The organism is Bhargavaea cecembensis (assembly GCF_000826125.2).
Classification (GTDB): domain Bacteria; phylum Bacillota; class Bacilli; order Bacillales_A; family Planococcaceae; genus Bhargavaea; species Bhargavaea cecembensis_B.
The window spans coordinates 235,312-256,894 of record NZ_LN651372.1 but is presented as its reverse complement, the minus strand read 5'-3'; the positions used below and the strand labels follow the sequence as shown (position 1 = coordinate 256,894).

The 21,583-nt window shown below is 58.4% G+C and carries 23 protein-coding genes, 6 tRNA genes and 1 pseudogene; 23 read left to right on the top strand and 7 right to left on the bottom strand.

Annotation, left to right across the window (positions count from 1 at the left end; translation table 11 throughout):
- Positions 1-806: type 2 isopentenyl-diphosphate Delta-isomerase (gene fni / locus BN1189_RS04080; protein ID WP_040225772.1), on the top strand; the 806-nt coding region annotated here is incomplete at its 5' end.
- 171 nt (positions 807-977) lie between these two features.
- Here the strand turns inward: fni and BN1189_RS15970 are convergent.
- Entirely contained in the window at positions 978-1,181 is a 204-nt protein-coding gene (locus tag BN1189_RS15970; protein ID WP_179860890.1) for a hypothetical protein, read from the bottom strand.
- A gap of 37 nt (positions 1,182-1,218) precedes the next feature.
- Between BN1189_RS15970 and BN1189_RS04070 the strand changes: the two are divergent.
- A pseudogene (locus BN1189_RS04070) lies at positions 1,219-1,872 on the top strand (alpha-hydroxy-acid oxidizing protein); the annotation flags it as partial.
- A 171-nt stretch (positions 1,873-2,043) separates the two neighbouring features.
- On the opposite strand, the gene BN1189_RS04060 reads toward BN1189_RS04070, so the two are convergent.
- Positions 2,044-3,069, bottom strand: a complete 1,026-nt coding sequence (locus tag BN1189_RS04060; RefSeq protein ID WP_040225754.1) for an LLM class flavin-dependent oxidoreductase — start codon at positions 3,067-3,069, stop codon at positions 2,044-2,046.
- Positions 3,070-3,236: 167 nt separating this feature from the next.
- Here BN1189_RS04060 and BN1189_RS04055 point away from each other — a divergent pair, with 167 nt between their 5' ends.
- The 11 genes from BN1189_RS04055 (at position 3,237) to BN1189_RS04000 (ending at position 12,479) form a co-directional block, all read left to right on the top strand.
- Entirely contained in the window at positions 3,237-3,848 is a 612-nt protein-coding gene (locus tag BN1189_RS04055; protein ID WP_040225751.1) for an alpha/beta hydrolase, read from the top strand.
- Positions 3,849-3,920: 72 nt separating this feature from the next.
- On the top strand, positions 3,921-4,532 hold the full coding sequence (gene wrbA / locus BN1189_RS04050; protein ID WP_040225749.1) for an NAD(P)H:quinone oxidoreductase: 612 nt from the start codon (positions 3,921-3,923) through the stop codon (positions 4,530-4,532).
- Between the two features lie 189 nt (positions 4,533-4,721).
- Complete coding sequence (locus tag BN1189_RS04045; RefSeq protein ID WP_040225746.1) at positions 4,722-5,093, top strand: PaaI family thioesterase; 372 nt, start codon at positions 4,722-4,724, stop codon at positions 5,091-5,093.
- Between the two features lie 331 nt (positions 5,094-5,424).
- Positions 5,425-6,183 carry an SDR family NAD(P)-dependent oxidoreductase gene (locus tag BN1189_RS04035; protein ID WP_040225741.1) on the top strand — a complete coding sequence of 253 codons (759 nt, stop codon included), beginning with the start codon at positions 5,425-5,427 and terminating at the stop codon, positions 6,181-6,183.
- A gap of 81 nt (positions 6,184-6,264) precedes the next feature.
- A complete protein-coding gene (locus tag BN1189_RS04030) occupies positions 6,265-6,699 on the top strand; it encodes a MarR family winged helix-turn-helix transcriptional regulator (RefSeq protein WP_040225739.1) in 435 nt (144 codons plus the stop codon).
- Between the two features lie 21 nt (positions 6,700-6,720).
- A complete protein-coding gene (locus BN1189_RS04025) occupies positions 6,721-7,527 on the top strand; it encodes an SDR family NAD(P)-dependent oxidoreductase (protein ID WP_040225736.1) in 807 nt (268 codons plus the stop codon).
- 266 nt (positions 7,528-7,793) lie between these two features.
- Complete coding sequence (locus BN1189_RS04020; RefSeq protein ID WP_040225733.1) at positions 7,794-8,309, top strand: methylated-DNA--[protein]-cysteine S-methyltransferase; 516 nt, start codon at positions 7,794-7,796, stop codon at positions 8,307-8,309.
- Positions 8,310-8,616: 307 nt separating this feature from the next.
- Positions 8,617-9,954, top strand: coding sequence for a type I glutamate--ammonia ligase (gene glnA, locus BN1189_RS04015; RefSeq protein ID WP_040225731.1), 1,338 nt, complete (start codon positions 8,617-8,619; stop codon positions 9,952-9,954).
- 79 nt (positions 9,955-10,033) lie between these two features.
- Positions 10,034-10,333, top strand: coding sequence for a rhodanese-like domain-containing protein (locus BN1189_RS04010; RefSeq protein WP_040225729.1), 300 nt, complete (start codon positions 10,034-10,036; stop codon positions 10,331-10,333).
- Between the two features lie 213 nt (positions 10,334-10,546).
- Entirely contained in the window at positions 10,547-11,239 is a 693-nt protein-coding gene (locus tag BN1189_RS04005; protein WP_257125370.1) for an N-acetylmuramoyl-L-alanine amidase, read from the top strand.
- Between the two features lie 121 nt (positions 11,240-11,360).
- Positions 11,361-12,479, top strand: a complete 1,119-nt coding sequence (locus BN1189_RS04000; protein ID WP_040225723.1) for an Mrp/NBP35 family ATP-binding protein — start codon at positions 11,361-11,363, stop codon at positions 12,477-12,479.
- Between the two features lie 248 nt (positions 12,480-12,727).
- On the opposite strand, the gene gerD is transcribed toward BN1189_RS04000, so the two are convergent.
- Positions 12,728-13,360 carry a spore germination lipoprotein GerD gene (gerD, locus tag BN1189_RS03995; protein WP_040225721.1) on the bottom strand — a complete coding sequence of 211 codons (633 nt, stop codon included), beginning with the start codon at positions 13,358-13,360 and terminating at the stop codon, positions 12,728-12,730.
- 137 nt (positions 13,361-13,497) lie between these two features.
- Between gerD and BN1189_RS03990 the strand changes: the two genes are divergently transcribed.
- On the top strand, positions 13,498-14,205 hold the full coding sequence (locus BN1189_RS03990) for a KinB-signaling pathway activation protein (protein ID WP_040225718.1): 708 nt from the start codon (positions 13,498-13,500) through the stop codon (positions 14,203-14,205).
- Positions 14,206-14,255: 50 nt separating this feature from the next.
- On the opposite strand, the gene BN1189_RS03985 is transcribed toward BN1189_RS03990, so the two are convergent.
- The gene (locus tag BN1189_RS03985) at positions 14,256-14,897 is read right to left on the bottom strand and encodes a hypothetical protein (protein ID WP_143242241.1); all 642 of its coding nucleotides are present in this window, start codon (positions 14,895-14,897) and stop codon (positions 14,256-14,258) included.
- 177 nt (positions 14,898-15,074) lie between these two features.
- Here BN1189_RS03985 and BN1189_RS03980 point away from each other — a divergent pair.
- Positions 15,075-15,149 (top strand) — tRNA-Asn (locus BN1189_RS03980).
- Between the two features lie 17 nt (positions 15,150-15,166).
- A tRNA-Thr gene (locus BN1189_RS03975) sits at positions 15,167-15,239 on the top strand.
- Between the two features lie 48 nt (positions 15,240-15,287).
- Here BN1189_RS03975 and BN1189_RS03970 read toward each other — a convergent pair.
- Entirely contained in the window at positions 15,288-15,953 is a 666-nt protein-coding gene (locus tag BN1189_RS03970) for a DUF975 family protein (protein WP_373604610.1), read from the bottom strand.
- A gap of 198 nt (positions 15,954-16,151) precedes the next feature.
- On the opposite strand from BN1189_RS03970, the gene BN1189_RS03965 reads away from it, so the two are divergent.
- Both BN1189_RS03965 and BN1189_RS03960 read left to right on the top strand, forming a co-directional pair.
- Positions 16,152-17,309 (top strand): AAA family ATPase, encoded by a 1,158-nt coding sequence (locus BN1189_RS03965; protein WP_052455625.1) that lies wholly within the window; start codon positions 16,152-16,154, stop codon positions 17,307-17,309.
- A gap of 3 nt (positions 17,310-17,312) precedes the next feature.
- Positions 17,313-18,725 (top strand): VWA domain-containing protein, encoded by a 1,413-nt coding sequence (locus tag BN1189_RS03960; protein WP_040225715.1) that lies wholly within the window; start codon positions 17,313-17,315, stop codon positions 18,723-18,725.
- Between the two features lie 199 nt (positions 18,726-18,924).
- On the opposite strand, the gene BN1189_RS03955 is transcribed toward BN1189_RS03960, so the two are convergent.
- Positions 18,925-19,554: an HD domain-containing protein gene (locus BN1189_RS03955; protein WP_052455624.1), complete on the bottom strand. Its 630-nt coding sequence runs from the start codon at positions 19,552-19,554 to the stop codon at positions 18,925-18,927.
- A gap of 80 nt (positions 19,555-19,634) precedes the next feature.
- Between BN1189_RS03955 and BN1189_RS03950 the strand changes: the two genes are divergently transcribed.
- The 5 genes from BN1189_RS03950 (at position 19,635) to BN1189_RS03930 (ending at position 21,012) form a co-directional block, all read left to right on the top strand.
- A complete protein-coding gene (locus BN1189_RS03950; RefSeq protein ID WP_040225712.1) occupies positions 19,635-20,498 on the top strand; it encodes a pirin family protein in 864 nt (287 codons plus the stop codon).
- A 129-nt stretch (positions 20,499-20,627) separates the two neighbouring features.
- A tRNA-Glu gene (locus BN1189_RS03945) sits at positions 20,628-20,699 on the top strand.
- An 8-nt stretch (positions 20,700-20,707) separates the two neighbouring features.
- Positions 20,708-20,791 (top strand) — tRNA-Tyr (locus tag BN1189_RS03940).
- Positions 20,792-20,848: 57 nt separating this feature from the next.
- Positions 20,849-20,923: transfer RNA gene (locus BN1189_RS03935), tRNA-Gln, on the top strand.
- Positions 20,924-20,939: 16 nt separating this feature from the next.
- Positions 20,940-21,012, top strand: a tRNA-Lys gene (locus BN1189_RS03930).
- Here the strand turns inward: BN1189_RS03930 and BN1189_RS03925 are convergent.
- Positions 20,978-21,583, bottom strand: a 606-nt coding sequence (locus BN1189_RS03925; protein ID WP_143242251.1) for a transposase, incomplete at its 5' end; no start/stop codon positions are given. The two genes, BN1189_RS03930 and BN1189_RS03925, sit on opposite strands and share 35 nt — an antisense overlap.

Sequence of the window (21,583 nt, the reverse complement as noted above, 5' to 3'; positions counted from 1 at the left end):
TTGCCGGGCGGATCAACCGCCACTTGGCCGAGGCGGCGGAGGAGAGCGGCTGGGTGCTCGCGCTCGGTTCCGGCCGTGCACTTCTGGACGGCCACGGCCACGAAGATTCGTTCCGGGTGAGGGAACACGCACCGGGCATCCCGATCATCGCGAACCTCGGGGCCGTCCAGCTGAATTACGGTTTTGGCCTGGACAAATGCCGGAGGATCATCGAGATGATGGACGCCGACATGCTGGTACTGCACCTCAACAGCATCCAGGAAGTGATCCAGAACGAGGGGGACCTGAACTTCGGCGGGCTGCTCGGGAAAATCGAAGTGCTGTGCCGGGAGCTGGACGTCCCGGTCGGCGTGAAGGAAGTCGGCTGGGGCATCGACGGCGGCACGGCGAAAAAACTGGTTGATGCCGGAGTTTCCTTCATCGATACGGCCGGCGCGGGCGGCACGTCGTGGAGCCAGGTGGAGAAATTCCGTTCGGCCGATCCGGTGAAGCGGGCCGCCGCCGAAGCATTCAGCGACTGGGGCATCCCGACCGCCGACAGCCTCCGCTCGGTCCGTACGCAGGTCGGGCAGCCGGTCATCGCGAGCGGCGGCCTCCGGACCGGCCTCGACGCCGCCAAAGCCCTGGCGCTCGGCGCGGACCTCGCCGGCTTCGGCCGGTCGATTCTGAGGGAAGCGACCGAAAGCACCGAAGCCGTTCTCCGCGTCCTGCAGACGAGGGAACTCGAACTCCGCATCGCGATGTTCGGCATCGGCGCCCGGAACCTCGACGCGCTCAAGAACACCCCGCATCTGACGGTACGCTGAACCAAAAAAACGCAAACAGGCCTTCCCGGCATATCGGGAAGGCCTGTTTTGACGCCCGGGACTCCTTTGGCAGAAGCGTTATCTTTATCCCGGGAAGCGTTATCTTTATCGGCAGAAGCGTTATCTTTATCCGGCAAAACGTTATCTTCATCCCGCGCATGCCCTCCAAAGTCAGATTCCCTCCGCCGCTTCCTTCAGCAGCTCGAGCGACCGTTTCTGCTTTTCCGCTTCAAAAACGGGAGAGACGGCCATCACCTCACCGAACGGGGTGCGTTCAGAGAGGTCTCCCAGCTTCCGGGCGATGGTTTCCTTCGAGCCGATCAGCCACGAACTGCGGATCATGTCGATCTCGTCCCGTTCCTTCGCGGTTTTCACATCACCGAGTGCCTGCTCGGGGGGCGGCAGCTTCACNAACCTCGGGGCCGTCCAGCTGAATTACGGTTTTGGCCTGGACAAATGCCGGAGGATCATCGAGATGATGGACGCCGACATGCTGGTACTGCACCTCAACAGCATCCAGGAAGTGATCCAGAACGAGGGGGACCTGAACTTCGGCGGGCTGCTCGGGAAAATCGAAGTGCTGTGCCGGGAGCTGGACGTCCCGGTCGGCGTGAAGGAAGTCGGCTGGGGCATCGACGGCGGCACGGCGAAAAAACTGGTTGATGCCGGAGTTTCCTTCATCGATACGGCCGGCGCGGGCGGCACGTCGTGGAGCCAGGTGGAGAAATTCCGTTCGGCCGATCCGGTGAAGCGGGCCGCCGCCGAAGCATTCAGCGACTGGGGCATCCCGACCGCCGACAGCCTCCGCTCGGTCCGTACGCAGGTCGGGCAGCCGGTCATCGCGAGCGGCGGCCTCCGGACCGGCCTCGACGCCGCCAAAGCCCTGGCGCTCGGCGCGGACCTCGCCGGCTTCGGCCGGTCGATTCTGAGGGAAGCGACCGAAAGCACCGAAGCCGTTCTCCGCGTCCTGCAGACGAGGGAACTCGAACTCCGCATCGCGATGTTCGGCATCGGCGCCCGGAACCTCGACGCGCTCAAGAACACCCCGCATCTGACGGTACGCTGAACCAAAAAAACGCAAACAGGCCTTCCCGGCATATCGGGAAGGCCTGTTTTGACGCCCGGGACTCCTTTGGCAGAAGCGTTATCTTTATCCCGGGAAGCGTTATCTTTATCGGCAGAAGCGTTATCTTTATCCGGCAAAACGTTATCTTCATCCCGCGCATGCCCTCCAAAGTCAGATTCCCTCCGCCGCTTCCTTCAGCAGCTCGAGCGACCGTTTCTGCTTTTCCGCTTCAAAAACGGGAGAGACGGCCATCACCTCACCGAACGGGGTGCGTTCAGAGAGGTCTCCCAGCTTCCGGGCGATGGTTTCCTTCGAGCCGATCAGCCACGAACTGCGGATCATGTCGATCTCGTCCCGTTCCTTCGCGGTTTTCACATCACCGAGTGCCTGCTCGGGGGGCGGCAGCTTCACCTGGCGGCCGCGATGACTCCAGAACTGTGCGTGCAAGGCACTCCTGGCGATAAAATCAGCCTCGTCGTCGGTGTCCGCGATGAACGCGCGTGCCGCGATGAGGGCCCGGGGCGTGCCGGCGTGCCCGGCCGCCCGGAAGCGGTCCGCATACAGGCCGACCGTCTCGGCCATCTCGTCTTCATCAGAATTGATAAAGTGGGCGAATGCGTACGGAAGCCCGAGCTCAGCGGCGAGCCGGGCGGAGGACGGGCCGGTGCCGAGGATCCAGACGTCCGGCGTTTCCCGGACGGCGGGGCTTACCCGCAGATGTCCGCTGAACGGGTGGCCTTCCGGCAGGTCGTCCGCGAGGTATTCGAGCAGCTCGCCGGCCATTTCGGGGAAGCGGTCCGTCTTCCGCGGTCCCCAGTCGTCGAGCGACCGGCCGCCGGCGAGAAGGATTGTCGGCAGGTGCGTGCCGCCGGGCGCCTTGCCGATGCCGAGATCGACGCGTCCCGGCGCGAGTGCGCTCATCACACGGAAGCTCTCGGCCACTTTGAACGGACTGTAGTGTGTCAGCATGACGCCGCCCGTGCCGATGCGGATCCGCCCGGTTTTTGCAAGCAGGTGGGCGGCGAGGATTTCCGGTGCGGATCCAGCAAGTGTTCCGGATCCATGATGTTCCGAAACCCAGTAGCGCTCAAGGCCGATTCCGTCTGCATGTCGGGCGATTTCCACTGTCCTCGCAAAACCGTCCTCCGGCTCCATTCCTTCCATCAGCTGGGTCTGATCCAGTACGCTCACTTTCATGTCTAGGCCCACTCCTTCCTTTTCCTTCACATTAGCGGACGTGCCATCTTGTCTACAAGCCGGATGCTCGGGTCCTGCCGGAAACAGCAAGATTGACGCCGCCGATTCCCCCGCGTTATAATTATCTCGAATTCAAGGTAAAAGGATTCGCGGGAGGGGGAGATGCAGTGGAGCATATTTTCAATCAAGGGCAAGATTCCGAAAAGCCGACGCTGTTGCTGTTGCACGGCACCGGGGGAACCGAGCGGGATCTGTTGCCGCTCGCAGGAATGATCGATCCGGAGGCGTCGGTGCTGAGCGTTCGGGGGAATGTCCTGGAAAACGGCATGCCGCGCTTCTTCAGGCGGCTGGCGGAAGGGGTTTTCGATGAGGAAGACCTGATTTTCCGCACGGATGAACTGAACCGGTTCCTGGATGAAGCCGCCGGGAAATACGGCTTCGACCGGAACCGGATCCTCGCGGTCGGCTACTCGAACGGGGCGAACATCGCGGCCAGCCTTCTTTTTCACCACCGGGACTCCTTGATGGGCGCCATCCTCCATCATCCGATGGTTCCGAGGAGGGGCGTCCGGATTCCGGACCTGGCCGGCAAGCCCATATTCATTGGGGCGGGGACGAACGATCCGATCTGTCCGCCTTCGGAATCGGAGGAGCTCCGGATGCTGCTTGAGCAGGCAGGCGCGGAAGTCGAATTGCACTGGGAGGACCGCGGCCACCAACTCACAACCGGGGAAGTGGAAGCCGCGGCGAGCTGGTATTCGGACCTGGGAATCGGCTGACGGCGGAATGTATGGATCGAGTCCGGCCAGGGAAAACAGAGAAGGATCAAAAACTAAAGGAGAGTGGACTGAATGTCAAACGTAAAACTGGCAGTTATCTTTTATAGCATGGGCGGAACGAACTATCAGTTGGCGAAATGGGCTGCGGAAGGAGCGGAAGCCGCGGGGGCCGAAGTGCGCGTCCTGAAAGTGGAGGAACTGGCACCCGAATCGGTCGTCGAGCAGAACGAAGGATGGAAAGCGACCGCAGACGCAACGACGGATGTGCCCGTCGCCACTTCGGCCGATCTGGAGTGGGCGGACGCCATCATCTTCAGCGTGCCGACCCGTTTCGGGACGATGGCCTCCCAGATGAAGCAGTTCCTCGACATCCAGGGCGGCATCTGGGCCGCCGGCAAGACCGTGAACAAGGTTGTCAGCGCCATGACATCCGCACAGAACCCGCACGGCGGCCAGGAAGCGACGCTTCTGTCGCTGTATACATCGATGATGCACTGGGGCGCCATCATCGCAGCGCCCGGCTATTCGGACCCGGCTGTGTTCTCAGCAGGCGGCAACCCGTACGGCACGAGCGTGACGGTCGGCCAGGACGGCAAGATGATCGAAGACGTGCAAGAAGCCGTCAAGTACCAGGCCAAGCGCACGGTCACCGTCGCGGGATGGGTCAAAAACGGAAACGAATAAACGGCTGAAGGGCTGGCCGGAAAAGCGAAACATCGCTTTCCGGTCACCCCTTTTTTATTTTCGGCGAATCACGGATTTTCTTGAGGGGGGATGTGCGGTACGATCGTGAGAAGAGGGAAACAGGGGACGGGGGACGCCTCGCCGGAATTCGCCCCCTTTTCATCACAATCATCCAGGAGGGACCTGCCTATGTTCATCAATCAACCGCTCGATTCATTTCTCGGATTTCAGTACGAACGCCTATCGGACGACCGGGTCCGGGTGACGCTCCCGGTCCAGGATCTGTTCATCAACAGCGCGGGGGTCATCCACGGCGGCGTCATTTCCTCACTCGCAGACGTCGCCATGTCGAACCTGCTGCCGGCAGACGAGGAGGGCGTCCAGCAGATGGTGACGGTCGATCTCAATGTGTCCTTCCTGCGCCCGGCGACCGGGTCACGCCTGATAGCAGAAGCGGAAGTCGTGAAGGAGGGCCGCACGCTCATCCATGCCGCTTGCCGGATTGAGGATGACCGCGGCCGGACTGTCAGCACCGCCAGAGGGATTTTTTGCAGGATATAGGGAAAAGGATACTGGAGGTTTGGATGCCGACGCTCAGGCACGACGGAGTTTCTCTTTATGATGAAGAGTACGGGAGGGGAGAGCCGCTCATCCTGCTGTGCGGCCTGACGCCGGAGCTCGGCAGGGACTCATCCCCCTCGCCCACTTTGGAACTCCGGGCCTCGGGCACCTTCCGGATATCGAGGAGCCCCGGCTGTTTTATTCCGTCGTGAAAGAATTTCTGGACGGCGATGAGGGGAAACTGGAACAGCAGCGACGTGGTAGGGCAATATTCTTTAATGATTAATAATTAAGTGGTAAAATAAAATCAACAATCAGGGAGGGATGAACAATGGCAGGACGACTTGAAGGAAAAGCGGCGCTCATTACCGGCGCGGGCGGCGGAATCGGCCGCGGGATGGCGCTTGCATTTGTCAAAGAAGGCGCGAAAGTGGCGATTGTGGATATCAATGAAGAGCTCGGACGGAAGACGGAGAAGGAGCTGCAGTCTTATTCGCCGGATTCGTTCTTCATCAAGGGAGACCTCATGGACCACGAGAACCTCGGCAAGCTCGTCGAGGAAGCGGTCGGCAAATTCGGCAGGCTCGACGTGCTCGTGAACAACGCCCATGCATCGAGACAGAAGCCGTTCATCGAGACGACTCAGGCGGACCTTGACCTCAGCTTCGGCACAGGCTTCTATCCGACATTCTATCTCATGCAGGCGGCCTATCCTCATCTGAAAGAGACGAAAGGAACGGTCATCAACTTCGCATCCGGCGCCGGCATCAACGGCCAGGTGAACCAGGTGGCGTATGCGGCTGCGAAAGAAGCGATCCGCGGAACCACCCGGGTGGCGGCGAACGAATGGGGCAAGGACGGCATCAACATCAACCTCATCTCGCCGATCGCGAACTCCCCCGGCATCCAGCAGTGGAAACAGAACGAGCCGGAGGCCTATGACGACATGATCAACCGGATCCCGATGCGCCGACTCGGCGAACTCGAAGGAGACATCGGCCGCGTGGCGGTCTTCCTGGCGAGCGACGATGCATCGTACATCACCGGACAGACGATCATGGTCGACGGCGGAGCGACGATGCTGCGCTGACGGAGCCGGCTCTGAAGAATATCGAAATCCGCCCCCAATCCGGGTGAAAGGGATGGCTCGGCGGAAAACGGAGGAATGGGCATGGAGGAGACCGATCTGTTCGAGCTGATCCATTCGGTCGAGTCGGTGACCAATGAAATGATCATCAGGTGGACAAAGGCGTTCGGCCATAATATCGGAATCTCGCCGGTCCTGGTGTTGTCGGAGCTTCTGGAGAACGGGCCGCAGCAACATTCGGCCCTCGCCGCGAAGCTCGGCTACACCGCGGCGGCAATCACGAACATCGCCGGCAAGCTCGTGAACGAGGGGCTCGCGGAACGCAAGGCGAACGAGCAGGACCGGCGCCATGTGCTGCTGGCCATCACGCCGGAGGGCGAAAGAGTGCTGGAAGCCGCCCACCGGACCGGCACCGAACTCCGGGTGCGCCTGTTCAGCTCGCTGACAAAGGAAGAGATCGAGCAATATATCACGATCAACCAAAAGTTGCTGGAGGCCTTGGCGTCCAGCGAACGATAAAGGGAAGAAGGAGAATACATCATGGGACGCGTACAGGATAAAGTCGCACTCGTGACAGGCGGCGCCTCGGGCATCGGCCTGTCTGCAGCAACCCTCATGGCGAAGGAAGGCGCAAAAGTCGTCATCGCCGACTTCAATGATGCCGGCGCAAAAGAAGAAGCACGGAAAATCACAGAGGCGGGCTGGGAAGCGAAAGGCATCTTCCTCGATGCCGGCGATGAGCAGTCGATCCGGGATGCCGTCGATTTCACGGTAAATGAATACGGGAAAATCGATGTGCTCTACAACAACGTCGGCCTGACGAACCTTCAGAAAGACCTCGACGTAGTGAACATGGACCTCGACGAGTGGGACCGGCTCATGAACGTCAACCTGAAAAGTGTGCTGCTCGGCAGCCGATTCGCCATCCCGCACATGATCGAGGCGGGCGGCGGCTCCATCATCAACACCGCCTCGATGGCCGGCTTCGCGGGCGACTCTACCCGCTCCGCATACGGTGCATCCAAGGCGGGCGTCGTCAACCTGACCCGCTATATCGCCACCCAGTACGGCAAGGACAACATCCGCTGCAATGCGGTCGCACCGGGCCTCATCCTCACGCCGGCTGCGAAAAACAACATGCCGCCGGAAGTACTTGATATTTTCGCGAAGTATAACGCCCTGCCTTACCACGGCGAAGCGGACGACATCGGCTATACGGTGCTGTTCCTCGCCTCCGACGAATCCAAATTCATCACCGGCCAGACGATCCAGGTCGAAGGCGGCCACTACAATACGAACCCGTCCATCTCCGACTTCAAAGCGTACATGGAACAAGCCGGAAAATAAGAAAAGATGCGAACCCCCGCTGCGGATGCCTCTTCCGGAGCGGGGGTTTTGCGATTATAATGCAGGGAAAGGGGCGAGTGTCATCGGAAAGGACACGAGTGTCATCGGAAACGGTGCGAGTGTAATCGTGATGGGTCCGAGTGTCATCGGAAACGGTGCGAGTGTGATCATAATGGGTCCGAGTGTTAACCGGAGCGGCGTGAGTGTCATCGCAATGGGGCTCGAGCGTCAACTTTGGATTTTCGGGAGAAGGGGGAAGTGTTTGAATGGAGGAACGGACGATCAGCTGGGCGTTGCTTGAACACGGAAGCTGGCGGTTTCATTTGGCGGCTGTGCCGGAAGGGCTCTGCTATATCGGCTCGCAGGATGCCGGTCCGGAGGAGATCGCCGCCTATGCGCAGAAGCGGCTGCCGGGACACAGACTGGAAGAAAACCCGCAGGCCCTCGGTCCATACAGGGCGGAACTCGTCGACTACCTCGACGGCCGGCGCACCGAGTTCAGCCAGCCGGTCTCGCTCGCGGGTACGGCGTTCCAGCAGAAAGTGTGGGAGGCCCTCCGTGATATCCCGTGCGGCGAAACGAAAACCTACTCCGACATCGCCGAACAGATCGGCCGCCCTGAAGCGGTCCGAGCCGTCGCCGCCGCAATCGGCGCCAACCCGGTCCTCGTCCACATCCCGTGCCACCGCGTCATCGGCAAAAACGGCAAGCTCACCGGCTTCCGCGGCGGCCTGGACATGAAGAAGCGGCTGCTGGAACTGGAAAGCGGGTTGAACAAGTAAGGAATGTCAGATCGATTGATCGATGAACATGCGATGTCTGTTTGCTTCGACGGCTTTCCCATGATACTCTATTCTCCCGCTCCCTTTTGTGCCGAACGGCAGAAAGAGGGGAATGAAGCGCTTCCAATTTCATCCTTCTCCCAATTGTGGGGGAGGGTTTTTGTTTTGCCGAAAAGCTGGAACAGGATGTTTCATTTCTGCAATAAAAATCCTTAAAAATTTCTTGCCTGGCCCCTTCCCAGCCCGTATGATAGAAAAATGTGATGGCCGGGCGCCGTTGCAATATGAGATAAGGGAGAGTGGCATGATGGGGAAGTTGACGCGCGATGATATTTGGAGATTTGTCGAGGAAGAGAATGTGAATTTCATCCGCCTCCAGTTCACGGATGTGCTGGGAACGATCAAGAACGTGGAGATCCCGGTCAGCCAGCTCGACAAGGCGCTCGACAATAAAATGATGTTCGACGGATCTTCGATCGAGGGGTTTGTCCGGATCGAGGAGTCCGACATGTATCTCATCCCGGACCTTGACACATGGATGGTGTTCCCGTGGACGACGGACAACAACGGCAAGGTGGCGCGGTTCATCTGTGACGTGCACCGGTCCGACGGTACGCCGTTCGAAGGGGACCCGCGCGGCAACCTGAGACGGGTGCTTCGCGAGATGGGGGAGATGGGCTTCACTCATTTCAACCTCGGTCCCGAGCCGGAGTTCTTCCTGTTCAAGCTCGACCAGAACATGCAGCCGACGCTCGAAACGAACGACAACGGCGGTTATTTCGACCTGGCGCCGACCGATCTCGGCGAGAACTGCCGCCGCGACATCGTGCTCGAGCTCGAGGCGATGGGCTTTGAAATTGAAGCGTCCCACCATGAAGTTGCCCCGGGCCAGCATGAGATCGATTTTAAATATGCGGATGCGCTGTCCGCATGCGACAATATCCAGACATTCAAGCTCGTGGTCAAGACGATCGCGCGCAAGCACGGCCTGCATGCGACGTTCATGCCGAAGCCGCTGTTCGGCGTAGCCGGCTCCGGCATGCACTGCAATATTTCTTTATTCCGCGACAGCGAAAACGCGTTCTTCGACGAAACGGGCGAACTGAAGCTGAGTGATACGGCCTACCGGTTCATGGCGGGCGTGCTCGGGCATGTGCGGAATTTCACCGCCGTGACGAATCCGACGGTCAACTCTTACAAGCGGCTTGTGCCGGGCTATGAAGCGCCGAGCTACATCGCGTGGAGCGCGCAGAACCGGAGCCCGCTCGTCCGGATTCCGGCTTCCCGCGGACTCAGCACCCGGATCGAGGTCCGGTCCGTCGACCCGTCGGCGAATCCGTACCTTGCGATGGCCGTCATCCTGAAATCCGGCCTTGACGGCATCCGCAGGCAACTCGACGTTCCTGCGCCGGTCGACCGCAACCTGTATGAAATGACGACGGACGAGCTGGAGGAAGCCGGGATCGGCCTGCTCCCGACGGACCTTGACCATGCCCTCAGCGCACTCGAGGGAGACGAAGTCGTGATAGCCGCGCTCGGCGATCATATTTACCGCAACTATATGGACGCCAAGCGGCAGGAGTGGGAGCAGTACCGCGTCACTGTCCACCCGTGGGAACGCGAACATTATATGAAGATGTACTGATCGCATCCTTCAGCGTTGCCGGATCGGCCCGCCGATTCTATAATTAGAAAAAGAGTTGCCGACCACGGGAGGGACGACGATGAAAGCCATATCGACTGAGGAACTGGAACAGCGTCTTGAAGCGGGAGAAGAGCTGGCGATGATTGATGTGCGGGAAGCGGAGGAGGTTGCGGCCGGTATGATTCCGGGCGCCGTCCATATTCCGCTCATGGAGCTGCCGGAACGCTTCGGCGAGCTCGACCGGGACACCCAATATATCCTCATCTGCCGTTCCGGCGGCCGCAGCACGATGGCCGCGGAATTCCTGGAAGGCCAGGGATTCGACGTCGTGAACATGACCGGCGGCATGCTGGAATGGCCGGGCGAAACCATCGCCTGACGAAATGCGGACCACAGGGCCGGCGCAATCATGCGCCGGTCTTTTCGTATGCGGACAAACCGGACGTTCGGTGTTAGGTTGCCGATCCGGCATCCGACCCCGACTTTCCCGGAGGCTCGTTCATAGCCCGCCGGTGCCGGGCGTATAGTGTGGAAAAAGGCGGTGACGGGAGACTTGAGGGTATGGGGGATTTTAAGGCGGCGGGTGTGGGTATTGATCTTCGTGCTGGTGGCTTCGGCCGCGGTCCTGGCGTATGAGACATTTGCGTCCGACCGTGACTTTTTCATGCCGGAACCGCTCGGCGGGGTGAAGGTCGTCATTGATCCGGGCCACGGCGGGCCGGACGGCGGGGCATCGTCGGGCGAAGTGGTGGAGAGTTCGATCAACCTGGCGATCGCGAAAAATCTGGAGAAGGAATTGAAGTCCAAAGGCGCCACGGTCATCATGACCCGGACGAAGGAAGGGGATGCGCTCGCTGAACGGCAGCCGGGCGAGGAGTTCCCGAGCATCCGGGCCCGCAAGATGGCGGACTTGAAGCTGCGGGAGGAGATTGCGCTCGATGAGAAGCCGGACATGTTCCTGAGCGTTCACGTGAACGCCGTTCCGGAGGAAAAGTGGCGCGGGGCGCAGGTGTTCTACCATGCGGAGGGCCATCCGGACAGCGAACGTCTCGCCAAGGCCGTCCAGGCTTCGTTCACCGAGACGATCGAGACCGACCGGGAGGCGCTCGCGGTCCGGCAAGTGTATCTCCTGAAGAAAGTGCCGACCCCGGCCGTGCTGATCGAAACAGGCTTCATTTCCAATCCTGAGGAGAAGGCGCTGCTGACGGATGCGGGCTATCAGAAGAAAGTCGCCGCGGCGATCGCGGAAGGCGTATCCGAATTCATGTATGAGGACATGCAATGACCCGCCCGCCGACTGGCCGGCGGGCTTCCTTCTTGCGGTGAAGCTTGAGCGGAACACGCCGGATCCGGTTCCCACCTATGTTATACTGTAGGGAGAATTGACCGGATTGGGAGTGTCTGAATTGATCAATGAACAACAAGTGCGCGAGCTGGTGGGACAGCTCCAGGACCCGTTCCTCCACCATTCGCTTGAAGAGACCGGCGGCATCACCGAGGTCTCGATCAAAGAAGAGAAATCGCATGTGAGCGTCAAGCTCGCCATTGCGAAGATCAATAACGCCGAACAGATGCAGCTGCAGATGAAAGTGGTCGAAGTGCTGAAAGAGGCCGGCGCGAATACGGTCGGCATCCGCTTCGAAGAACTGCCGGCGGAAAAGCTGGAACAATTCCGCGGAACGGCGACCCCGGCAGAAACGCAGGACCTGCTGTCGCCGCTCAACAACGTGCAGTTCATCTCGGTCGCGTCCGGGAAGGGCGGCGTCGGAAAATCAACGGTCTCCGTCAACCTCGCCGTCGCGCTCGCCCGCCTCGGCAAGAAAGTCGGACTGATCGACGCCGACATCTACGGCTTCTCGGTGCCGGACATGATGGGCATCCAGCAGAACCCGGTCGTGCGCGGCAACAGCATCATTCCGGTCGAGCGCTTCGGCGTGAAGGTCATCTCGATGGGCTTCTTCGTCGACCAGAACGCGCCGGTCGTCTGGCGCGGGCCGATGCTCGGCAAGGTGCTCGACCAGTTCTTCCGCGACGTGGAGTGGGGAGACCTCGATTACCTGCTGCTCGACCTGCCTCCGGGCACGGGCGACGTGGCGCTCGATGTCCACCAGATGCTGCCGCATTCGAAGGAAATCATCGTCACGACCCCGCACCCGACGGCCGCATTCGTAGCCGCGCGTGCCGGCGCCATGGCGATCAAGACCGACCACGAAATCCTCGGCGTCATCGAGAACATGTCGTGGTTCGAATCGAAGAAGACCGGCGAACGCGAATACGTCTTCGGCGAAGGCGGCGGCCCGAAACTGGCAGAAGAGCTCCGCACCGAGCTGCTCGGCCAGATCCCGCTCGGCCAGCCAGACTGGAATGAAGAAGACTTCGCCCCGTCCGTCTACGGCGAAGATCACCCGACCGGCAAGCTCTATGAAGAGATCGCCCGGAAAGTGATCGAACAGGAATCCAAGGAAGCCGGCCAGCCGGCCCAGAACGACGGCCCGGTGAGCCCGTTCGACCCGCGGAATCAATAAACCATATGAAACGCTGCATCCCGCCAATTCGGGATGCAGCGTTTTTGATTGCCATGCAGGAAGGGGAGCGAGGGCGGAACTTGCGTCACTCGGGCTCAAACTTGCGTCACTCGAGGGCGAACTCGCGTCACTCGGACCCAAACTTGCGTCACTCGAGGGCGAACTTGCGTCACTCGCGCGCAAACGCAAAAAGACAGCCCCGGAACCGCGCCGCTCGCACGCAGTTCCGGAACCGTCTTTCAGGCGGCTTATGAGCCGCCGCCCGACCCAGTCTCCGGTCCTTCTTTCTTGGCACCGCCGCCTTCTTCCTTTTCGCCGCCTTTTTCTTCCTTCTTGCCGCCGCCCTCGCCGCCGGATTCGCCGGCTTTCTTGATGAGCTCCTGCCATTTCGGCTGGAGGAGCGGGGAATCGATCGTTTCTTCGACGATCTTCTTGATTTCTTCGCGCATGTCGGACGACTTCATGGCGGTGCCGAGGTTTTTCTGCATCTCCGCCTGGCCGAAGAACTCCTCGAGCTGCTTTTGGAAAGAAGGATCGTTCATGAGCTGCTTCATCACTTCTTCCTGCTGCTCTTTCATGCTTTTCGCGATCTTTTCCTTGAATTTCGGGTCCTCGAACTGTTCTTTCCAGAAGTCTTTGCCCTGGTCGGACAGCAGGGTCTCTTCGATCGACGTCTTCACGTCCTGCTGCTCCAGCACGAGCAGGTCCTTGAACTGCGGATCGGACAGAAGCTGGCGGATCGCCTTTTTGCCGTCTTCCGTCTGAAGCGCATCGGTCATCATTTTCTTCGTCTCTTCATATGAGGGGGCCGCCGGGCCGGCACACCCCGACAGGACGAGGAGGACGAGCCCGGCGGGGAGGAGCAGCTTCACGCGCATCATTTCCTTTCCTGCCGCCGTTTCAATTATTGTTCACAATTCCGCCCGGATTATTCGTCCGTCAAGGCTCCATCAAATAGATTTTTCACGCCAAGGTTGGTACACTAAAGGATGGAAATCAAAAACGGAGGCTTTCTATCGTGACAATACGCAACTGGTTTAAATTTTTCTTGAACGCGCTTCTGATCGGCGGCGGCATCACAGGGGTCGTCGGCCTGATCGTACGCTGGAATGATACATTTTATCCGTTCATCCAGAACGGAGAATTCGGCGAGTTCATCGCCGCGTTCCTCTGGATGGTGTTCCTCGGATTCACGATGAGCGTCGTCGCGCAGATGGGCTTCTTCGCTTATCTGACCGTCCACCAGTTTGGCGTGAACCTGTTCCGCTCGCTCACGCTCTGGAACTGGGTGCAGATGCTGCTCATCGTCGTCGTTCTGTTCGACCTCGTGTTTTTCCGCTTCGACCTGTCCGCCGCGGACACCGGCCGGACGGCGCTTTACCTGTCGCTGCTCATGCTCCTGCTGGCCGTGCCGGCGATCACCGCCTGGCTCAAAGTGAAGATGACCGGCAAAAAGCATATCCTCATTTCGTCGCTGTTCTTCATGATCGTCATCACGACGCTCGAATGGCTCCCGGCACTCATGGTGCGAAGCGGCAACATCGACCAGTGGGTCACGATCCTATTGTTCCCGCTGCTCGCCGTCAACATGTATCAGCTCCTCATGCTGCCGAAATACAACGCCAAATCCGAAGAAGACCTGAAAAAGCGCCAGGCGCGGCGCGAGGCCCGCAAACAGCAGGAATCCGCCGCCAACGGCAAATCAAAAAAACGCACCGCCCATTAAAGGGCGCATACGGCCACTCTGCCCGGCATCCCGCCGGGCATTTTTCATGTTCACGGAATCGATTTCTGCTTCACTTCCATCCCGAACAGCACGTCCTCGATGGAGAGGAACTCACGCGACGCGCGCAACCGTTCAATCTCTTTAACGGCGGTCCTGGCGTCCCGGTGATGGCGGACGGACAGGATCTCCCCCGGCTTCTCCTTCGGAATCTTTCCGCCCTCCCAGCGTCTCGTCGATCCGAGCGCATTGATCTCCAGTTCATAGAGCTGCTTTTTCAGGCTGTCGGGAAACCGTTCGTCCGCCGTCCGGAAATAAAGCGGCTTGCGCCCGAAATGCGATTCGAACGCCCCGATCCCGGCATCGAGCAATTTCGGGTCTTCCTTGTAGCGGTCGCCCTCCGCGCCGAGCAGGCCGACCGGAATATTCTTCTCGACGAGGAGCTCCACGATCTCCGGCGACCGCCCGAGCCACTCCGGGTCGGCGAACAGAAGCGGGTAGGGGGCCTCGAGTCCGGCGATCCAGTCCCGCACATCCGAATCGCCGAACGACACATCGACCGTCAGTGCAGCCCCCTGGCTCCCTTTCACGAGCACGCCCGGCTCCGGCGCCATCCGGAACACCGGCACGAGCGGCCCTTTCCCGCCGGCCGACTGGACCAGCACCCAGGCCGTGAACAATGCAAACACCGACAACAGCAGAAACTTCTTCAGATTGGCGCCCTCCCCAGACGGATTGCCGGCCCCGGCTTCTGCATTGTATGAATAAAACACGCCGGACATGAGAAGAATGAGGAGGCACGAAAAAGGTGCTTGATTGGGCAGGAAGCATATTGTATAATGGGTTTTGTCGAAAGGAAACACTTTCACTATTCCGCAGTAGCTCAGTGGTAGAGCAATCGGCTGTTAACCGATCGGTCGTAAGTTCGAATCTTACCTGCGGAGCCATTTTTACAATATGATTTGCTTCCATAGCTCAGTTGGCAGAGTGCATCCATGGTAAGGATGAGGTCGCCGGTTCAAGCCCGGCTGGAAGCTTATATGAAAACGCCTGCCCCTTTTGGGGACGGGCGTTTTCTTTTTGGCTTATTGAACTGTGGTGCTGACTTCGTCAAGATCATATCCTTCTTTGATTTCCTCGTAGAACCGGGCGTAGGTCGCCGAGTAATAAGGGTAGATGAACAGGAATCCGATCCCCAAAGTGAGGATTCCCAGGATGAACCAGCCGATGAACGACAGCGTCAGCAGAAATGCTTGTCCCTTGTAGCCGTCCATCATCTTGCGCGATTCCGTGATGGCTTCCAGTGCCGACAGTTCCGGCCGGTCGTGCAAAATATAAATGGTGAGGGAATAGGAAAATGATTTGATGATGCCGGGAATGATTAATAGGAGTGTCCAGAAAAAGAGGAAGAACCCCATCAGGATGTTCACCCAGACGCTTTTCCAGTACATGGTGGTGAACGCCCTGAAAATCCTTTCAATCGATACATCTTGCTGTCTGATGATGTCCAGGTTGAGCCACAGCCATCCGACGGTGATCGGGAACAGCAGGATGGACAAGATGGTGGTTGCAAAGTCGATTGCCTGCTCGGTTCCGGTCAGCAACTCTTCGTCAACATAGGTAGCGGGTGAAAGCAGGGCCGGGATTGCGTCAATGGCGAACAGGATCAAGGCAGCTCCGGCCATAAACCACCATAAGCCTTTCAAATTCTGTTTTGCTTCTTGCTTGCACAGTGCGATCAAAAAATTCACCCCAGTCGTTGCGATTGGTCTTCACTTTATTATACGGGCGAGCCTTCTTCTGTGTTTCATTTTTTTTACAAAAGGAGCTAAGTTCCGACATGGAAAAACTGAATGGGTGACGGAAGCATGGCCAAAACCCGTGTTGGGAAATGGAAAAGGGGGTACGCTTATTAAAAGCGCCAGGATATGTGAAGGGAGCAGCGGAGAATGGACGATCAACTAACGAAACTGGATGACATCATCAGCGCGTTGAACGCAAGGTTCTACGAACGCGAAGAAGAAATAGAGGCCATTCTGACCGCCGTACTGGCCCGGCAGCACCTCCTGATGATCGGTCCTTCGGGCACCGCCAAATCGGCGCTGGTCGTGGAGCTTTCCAAGATGATCAGCGGAACGGAGTACTTCCAGTGGCTGCTCACGAGGTTCAGCACGCCGGAGGAGCTGTTCGGTCCTCTGTCTTTGAAAGACCTGGAACACGGGGTGTACAAGCGGAATACGAAAACGAAGATGCCGGAAGCGGATCTCGCCTTTTTGGATGAGATCTTCAAGGCGAACAGCGCCATTCTGAACAGTTTGCTGACGATCCTGAACGAGCGGCTTTTCTACAATGACGGCTCGCCGGTGGAAGTGCCGCTCATGTCGGTCATCGGCGCCTCCAATGAATATCCGGAAGAAGGAGAGGGTCTTGAAGCATTGTTCGACCGTTTCCTGCTCCGGTTTGAAGTAGATTATATCGAGGATGATTCGAACTTCATTTCCATGATGAAAAATGAAGGCGAGCCGGAACAGCCGCCGATCATGACGATGGAGGACCTGGCCGGGCTTCAGGAGCTGACGGACCGGGTCGGCATCCGGGAAGACGTGTACACGGCGATCTCCAAGATCCGAAACGACCTTCAGGACGAAGGGATCCGGCCGTCCGACCGCCGGTTCAAGCAGTCTCTTGGCCTGCTGCAGGCAAGGGCGCTCCTCCAGAAAAGGGAAACCGTCATCGAAGACGATCTCATCATCCTGGAGAATTCGCTTTGGGAAACCCCTGAACAAAAAGACGCGGTTTCTGCGATTGTGCGCAGGCACGCCCGTGATGAAACGGTCCGCATGCTGGATTCGATCCGCACGGAAGCGCATGAGGTGTACGAGCAGGCGAAACAGGACCGCTCGGAGGAATTCGGTCTGGAGGCCTCCCAGAAACTGAAGTCGCTGGAGGCCGATCTGAAGAAGTTAAACACCGACGAGACGGACCGGAAATCCGAAGTCGAGGCGCTGCTTCAACGGGTGAACGCGATGCAGCAGGAGACGGCGCAGAACACGATGTACGACGACGACTCAACAACGGGTCCTTCCGGAATCTTCTACCGGATGTGACAGATGGCGGTGAAATGGATGCACATGGAGGAAAATCAGTCGGTGCTGAATGCGGACCGATTCGACAAGAGACGATTCAACGAAATGATGGATCTGTCGCAGGAGCTCCAAAAGCTCAGAGACGGAGCAGCCATGCCCATGTTCGAGCCGTTGCTCGGCGATATGTGGGCTTCTTTTTATAAGATGAAACCGGCGGTCCTGGATGAAGTGGCGGAATCCCTTGAGGTCAATCGGATGATCATGGATGCCATCATGGAAGATCCGGGTTTTGAAGACCACCGGAAATCCACCCGGCTGAATGACTGGGCGTCCGCCGCCGGGACGATCAAAACCGGGGAAAAGGCTCATGAGTGGCTGATCCGGAAGTCCGAGAGAAACGAAGGCCTCCGTGGACTCATGGAACAGATGGCCGCCCAGACGCAGGAAGAGCAAAGCCCGGAAAACGGGGAAAGCGACACACCTGAAGCTGCGAGCGAACTGTCCGGAAAGCTGAAAGAGACCCTCCAGGAGAATCTCGACAGCTTCAGGGAAGCGATGGGCCAGGCGCACGAGGAGGCCCGGCAGGCGGAAGAAGGCGTGAAGTCGATGCTCGGCGGCCTGGACGCCGGCAAGGCGGAAGCGGAACTGAAAAAAGTTCCGCTGCGGGACAAGATTTTATTGGCCGAAAAGATTGCGACCGACCGCCGGATGCAAGAGATCGCCGACTGGGCGGGGAGATTCAAGGAAGCCGCCGTGCAAAAGCAAAAAGTGAAGCAGCGCCGGTCCGAGGCAAAGGAAGGCGTGACGATCGGCACCGACATTGAAAACCTGCTGCCGAGCGAATTCAGCCTGTACACGCACCCGCTGACGAAAACGGATTTCCTCCGGCGCTTTTCAGAAGGGGAAACGATGCAATTCGAGCAGAAAGGGCCGGAGCAGCTGAACAAGGGGCCCGTCGTCCTCTGCCTGGATCAGTCGGACAGCATGAGCGGCCTTGACGCACAGTCAAAAGGATTCGCGCTGGCCCTCATGTCCATCGCGAAAAAACAGAAGCGGGACTTCTGCATTGTTTTGTTTTCGACGCGGGTCCAGGCTTTCAAATACGAGCGCGGGGAAATCGGCGCTGCGGAGATCATCCGGCTGGCGGAGACTTATCTGAGGGGCGGCACCGACTTTGAACAAGCGCTCGGAGAAGCGCTGGCCGTCATCGGCGAAAGCCGGTTCAAGCGGGCTGATATCGTGTTTGTGACCGACGGGAAAGACCGGCTGACGGATGAATTCCTCGAGCGCTTTTGGCGGGAGAAAAAAGAAAAGTCGTTTCAAGTGCTTTCCTTGTTGATCGGCACAAGCCGTGAGACAGTAGAATCATTCACCGACCGGGTGGTCCAAATAGAGGACTTTGATGACGAAGGGAGTTTCACTGCATTTGAAGTCTGAGCATGCAAAAAACGTCCGCCCTTTCAGGGGGCCGGACGTTTTTTCGCTTATCCTGCAAGATGGAACGGCCGGGGGAATCGTGAGAGGCGAAATGCGCCCGCGAAGACCCCTGGAAAACGGACAACGGCGGAGCTAATTAACGTCTCACTCCAGCTAATTAACGTCTCAGCTTCGCTAATTAACGTCTCAGCTCCGCTAATTAACGTCTCAGCTCAGCCACGGTCATCCAATCGGTTCCTTCCCATTCTGCATGGAACTCTTCCAGAAACGCTTCCATTACCTTGTGCCGGCCTTCCGCAATCCGTTTCGCTTCAGCGGTGTTCATCAGATCCTTCAGCTTCAGGAGCTTTTCATGGAAGTGGGCGACCGAGGTGCCGGTGTCCGCGCCCGGTTCATGGATCGCCTGTCCGCGGTTGCCGCCGAATGCGAACGTGCGGGCGATGCCGATGGCGCCGATCGCGTCAAGCCGGTCGGCGTCCTGGACGATCATACCTTCTAGGGTCGTCGGCGGGGCAGCGCCGTTTTTGCTGAACGACACTTCACCGATGATCCGGCAGACGGCCTCTTCTTCGTCCCCCGGCACGCCGTGCGTCCGCATGAACCGGCGTGCATTCGTCAGGTCGTCTCCCGTTCCGAACAATTTCCGGTCGTCGGCGTCATGCAACAGCGCGGCGAGCCCGATACGGTTCAGATCAGCGCCTTCAGCTTCCGCAATCCGCATCGCCGTCCGGTACACGCGGAGCGTATGGTGGACGTCATGGCCGGTGGCGTCTCCCGCAAACAGGGTGCGGATATAATCCAGTGCCGCTTCGTAAATGGCTGAATCCAAACTGATCTCCTCCTGGACATAGGCAGTTCTCTACATCTTAACATCCGCCGCATGCTAAACTAACCGAAAAAGGAGGCGCAATGCCGATGAGATTTGGTCGCGAAGTGAAGGATCACTGGCTTGTTGATTATCAGAACCCGGGTCTCCCGCACGTCCAGCAGGGCTGGGTGTTGCCGCCAGGACGTGAAAAGGCGTTCGATCCGTTCATCCTCATGGCTGATGACTGGTTCAAGAGGGGGACATTTTCGGACCATCCGCACCGAGGTTTCCAGACGATCACCTATGTCATCGACGGCCGGCTTGAACACGTGGACAATGCAGGCGGTTATTCGGTGCTGGACGCGGGGGACGTGCAGTACATGAACGCGGGATCCGGAGCGCGCCATGCGGAGGAGGCATACGGGGATGATCTGATTCATACGCTCCAGCTCTGGCTGAATCTCCCGGAGCGGCTGAAAGGGACGGACTCGTTCTATCAGAACATCCGGGTGGAAGAGGCGCCGGTCGTGCCGGTTGAAGGCGGCACAGTCCGAGTGTATTCCGGAGAGATTGCGGGCGCGACCGGGCCGATGGAGAGCCTCGTGCCGATCACGATGGCGGAAGTGTCGCTCCGGGAGGGCGCCGAGTATATGCATGTCCTGCCTGAAAACCACAATGCCTTCGTCTACATGCTGGCGGGGGAGGCGGCGTTCGGCGAAAGCGGCGTCCGCTTGCCGAAGACCGCAGCGGCAACGCTGACTTTCAATGAAGAAGGCGACGCGTCCGTTCAGAGCGAACTGAAAATCCGTGCCGAACAGCGGTCACGGATGCTAATCTATTCAGGCGTCCCGCTCCGTGAGTCCGTCATCGCACGCGGACCGTTCGTCATGAATTCAGAAGAAGAGATCCGCCAGGCGTTCTTCGATTTCCGGGCGGGCAAATTCGGACCGCCCGCCGAAAGCTGAGAACCAGCCCGGCACGAATATAACGGACCGAAGCCGGTGGCAGATACAAAAATATTCCGACTTCAAAAAACGGGTTGCACGCCCCGGTTTAATTTGCTAATATAAACGTTGTCCGATTGAGGACGCGATGGCCCCTTGGTCAAGCGGTTAAGACACCGCCCTTTCACGGCGGTAACACGGGTTCGAATCCCGTAGGGGTCATATTTTTCGGAGGGGTAGCGAAGTGGCTAAACGCGGCGGACTGTAAATCCGCTCCTTCGGGTTCGGCAGTTCGAATCTGCCCCCCTCCACCATGATGTTTAATCTGCTCCCAAATGGGCAACATTAAAAAGGCACCACCATATTAGTGTTGGGGTATAGCCAAGCGGTAAGGCAACGGACTTTGACTCCGTCATTCGTTGGTTCGAATCCAGCTACCCCAGCCATTTTTTTTATTTTCATGAGCCATTAGCTCAGTTGGTAGAGCATCTGACTTTTAATCAGAGGGTCGCAGGTTCGAGCCCTGCATGGCTCATACGAAACGGGGCTGTCCGATAAGTCCCTAAAATGATGAAGGAGGCGAAAAACAAATCGTTTTTCGCCTCCTTCCTTTTATTTTGAATATGTTTGGCAGAAGGCATCCGCAGGATGCCCGCCACTTTCAGGAAATTGTGGGCGAGTGCCAGGATTCCAAACTCCAAGTGAACCTTATCCAGCCCTCGAAGATGGAATCGACGGAACGCCAAATTGCCCTTGAGATTCCCAAAAACTGTCTCCACTTCGATTTTCCGAAGGGCGTAGATCTGTTTTAGGGTTTCATCATCAAGGGCTTTTCTTGCCTTGGCCTTCAATTCCTCATAAATCGGATTCCAGTGAACCTGCCGGTTCCCTTTTGCCTTGGTGCACAGTGCTTTCAACGGGCAGTCACTGCAATCCTCGCACTCATAGATTTTGAAATCCTGGACGAAGCCAGACGCATTTTTCTTTTTCATGTATTTCTTGAAGCGGACTTTCCGTCCGTTCGGACAGACGAACAGATCATCCTCTTCGTGATACGCCCAGTTCTTGGCGTTGTATGCGTTTTTCTTATAACTGCGCGATTGTTC